Annotated in this window: 2 protein-coding genes; both read left to right on the top strand. The window is 66.3% G+C overall.

The features are described from left to right. Positions 1–443 precede the first annotated feature (443 nt). Entirely contained in the window at positions 444–1727 is a 1284-nt protein-coding gene (locus AC4D2O_RS19115) for a class I SAM-dependent methyltransferase (RefSeq protein ID WP_490908986.1), read from the top strand. A 132-nt stretch (positions 1728–1859) separates the two neighbouring features. Continuing rightward, positions 1860–2537, top strand: a complete 678-nt coding sequence (locus tag AC4D2O_RS19110) for a hypothetical protein (protein WP_490908985.1) — start codon at positions 1860–1862, stop codon at positions 2535–2537. Positions 2538–2718 lie beyond the last annotated feature (181 nt).

The raw sequence follows: 2718 nt of genomic DNA, 5'->3' as shown, positions 1-2718 counted from the left end.
AACTCTGCAAGGGGGGTTTGCCGCCCTCACCGGGGCAACTCCATAACTATACGACCACCCCACCCCCACCACCAAATCCACCCACACATCACCCGTCCGCCACCTACTATCCACCCAACACACACGCCGGCCCATGTGCCGGCCGCACCACGTGGGCGCCGACCTCGGGGGGTGACGGCAGTGGATACGGGAGTCGTCCTCCGTCCGGGCCTCGTCCGGGGAAGGCTTGGGCAAGGGGGCGAGCCGGCGCCGAAAGCGCCTCGAAGGTCGCCCTGAGGTCCGGCCCCGGCTTCCGCAACCAGCGGCACGTCCATGCGGCGACGTGCAGAGAATCGCCGGCCCGGGAGCGGGACGAAGTACAGACGACGGCAGCCGGCAGGCTTCCGGCCGGTGGCCGCCAGTACTGCTATGGATCACGGGGACGAGTCGTAGTAGACAGGAGCATGAGCAGGAACAAGGGCGTGGCGCCGCGGCTGGCCGAAGCGTTGGGCATCATTCTGGGCACCGAAGGGATACCGCTGAGGCTTCAGGCCTGGGACGGCTCAGAAGCAGGGCCGCGCGATGCCCCGGTGATCGAGTTCCGTTCCCGGCGAGGGCTACGGCGCATGCTCTGGGCTCCGAATCAGCTCGGGCTGAGCCGCGCGTATGTCGCAGGGGATATCGACGGGCCGGGCAACCTCTTCGAAAGCTTCTCTGCGATCAGCTCCGTGGGCAAGTTCGCGGCGCTGAAGGCGTTCCGCCCTCCGACGGTGAGCGAACGCATCAAGCTCATCCGGACGGCCGTCCAGGTCGGAGCGCTGGGTCTTCCCCCTACGCCACCGCCCGAAGAGATGAACCTGGCCCGATCGGGGCGGAAGCATTCCAAGAAGCGAGACGCCGCGGCGGTTTCGCACCACTACGACGTCGGGAACGAGTTCTATGCACTCGTGCTGGGGCCGTCGATGGTCTACTCCTGCGCCGTCTGGGAGGACGAGACGACCGGCCTGGCCGCATCCCAGGAGGCGAAGCTCGACCTGGTCTGCCGCAAACTCGGTCTTCGGCCCGGCATGCGGGTGCTGGACGTCGGCTGCGGGTGGGGCAGTTTCGCGCTGCACGCAGCGCAGAACTACGGGGTGGACGTCGTCGGTGTCACGCTCTCGAACGAGCAAGCGGATCTCGCGCGGAAGCGCATGTCGGGCGCCGGCCTCGCCAACCGCATCGAGATCAGGGTCCAGGACTACCGCGATGTTCACGACACCCCGTTCGATGCGATCAGCTCGATCGGCATGGCCGAACACGTCGGCCGGGATCAGATCGGCGAATACGCATCCTGTCTGTACAGCCTGCTACGCCCGGGCGGACGCCTCCTCAATCATGCGATCTCCTGGAACGCCGGCGAGATGCCACCGGACCCGGACTCCTTCATCCCCCGCTACGTCTTTCCCGACGGGGAGATGCTCAGCCTCACCGTCATGATCGAGGCGCTCGAATCAGCAGGGCTGGAGGTGCTCGACGTCGAAGCGCTGCGCCGGCACTACGGCCTGACGCTCCGTGCCTGGGTGGACAACCTCGAGAAGAACTGGGACGAGGCGGTGCGCCTTACGAGCGAGGGACGGGCCCGGGTGTGGCGGCTGTATATGGCATCGAGCGCGCTCGGTTTCGAGCGGGGGCTGAACGGCGTGAATCAGGTACTGGTGCAGCGCCCGGGAGGGACGGAACCCCCCTTGCGGCGGAGGGAGTGGGTGTAGACCGGTCGTCGCAACTCAGGACTGTATGCGGCGCGTGGATCGTTCAGTTCCCGGCGCCAGTGCTCGGCCTACCACTGCCGGTCAGGATGAACACTGGCGCAGCCGGCGACCGTGCGCCGTAAGCTCCCCTTCATGGACGAGGTCGTGGCCGCGGTTCGAAACAACGTGGAATGGTGTGACCTCGTGTGCCGTACTCACCAGGTCCCTACCTCACGCGAAGGAGGGGTGTGGATCGCACAAGGAACTCCTCCAGCGTTCTACCCAGAGTTGATCAGTGAGAGAAGGTCCACCTCGGCGTGCGCTGTGGTGGAGGCGCTACAAGACCGGGCAGCCTGCTCCGTTAAGGACAGTTGGGCGACTCTGGATCTCAGCGGGAAGGACTTCGTAGTGCTCTTCACTGCAGAGTGGATCTTCTGCGACCTCGAACAGAGCGACACCACGCGGCTCGACTGGACAAGCATCACTGGGCTCGAGGAGCTCTACCAGTGGGAGACCACCGCGGGATTGGAGGGCTTGGTGACCGCTGATGTCCTGGCCGAGCCCTCCGTCCGGGTGCTCGTGGCCCGGCGCAAGGGCAGGATCGCCGGCGGAGCAATCGCCAACGCGGGCGACTCGGTTGTCGGCTTGTCAAACGTCTTCACTGTGCTTGCTGATGACCTGACCGTCATCTGGAAGGACCTCCCCGTCGCGGTCCACCGATCATTTCCGAGGCGTCCCCTCGTGGGGTACGAGCACGGAGACGACCTCGAGGCCGCTCGCTCGGCCGGATTCCGTGGCGTCGGCCCGCTTCGCGTATGGCTCCGAACGTAGCCTGGCCGTATCGTCAGGATCTCCCGACGGTTGTACCTCGTGAGCGCACGTCGGCACGCTCTACCCTCCCTTCGGTGCCCCGGCTGCTGCGTGTGGTGTTGGGTGGGGGTGTTGGGTGGGGGTGTTGGGTGGGGGTGTTGGGGGGTTAAAGGGGTCGAGGCCCCACCGGTGGTGGGGCCTC

This window comes from Arthrobacter sp. TJ-238, from assembly GCF_058269215.1.
Note: the sequence above shows the minus strand (reverse complement) of the source record. Positions and strands in the feature narration are given on the sequence as shown.

Bases quoted from the DNA above. Each gene is read 5' to 3' on its own strand.
- AC4D2O_RS19110 (WP_490908985.1), top strand. From the start codon at position 1,860: ATGGACGAGGTCGTGGCCGCGGTTCGAAACAACGTGGAATGGTGTGAC.
- AC4D2O_RS19115 (WP_490908986.1), top strand. From the start codon at position 444: ATGAGCAGGAACAAGGGCGTGGCGCCGCGGCTGGCCGAAGCGTTGGGC.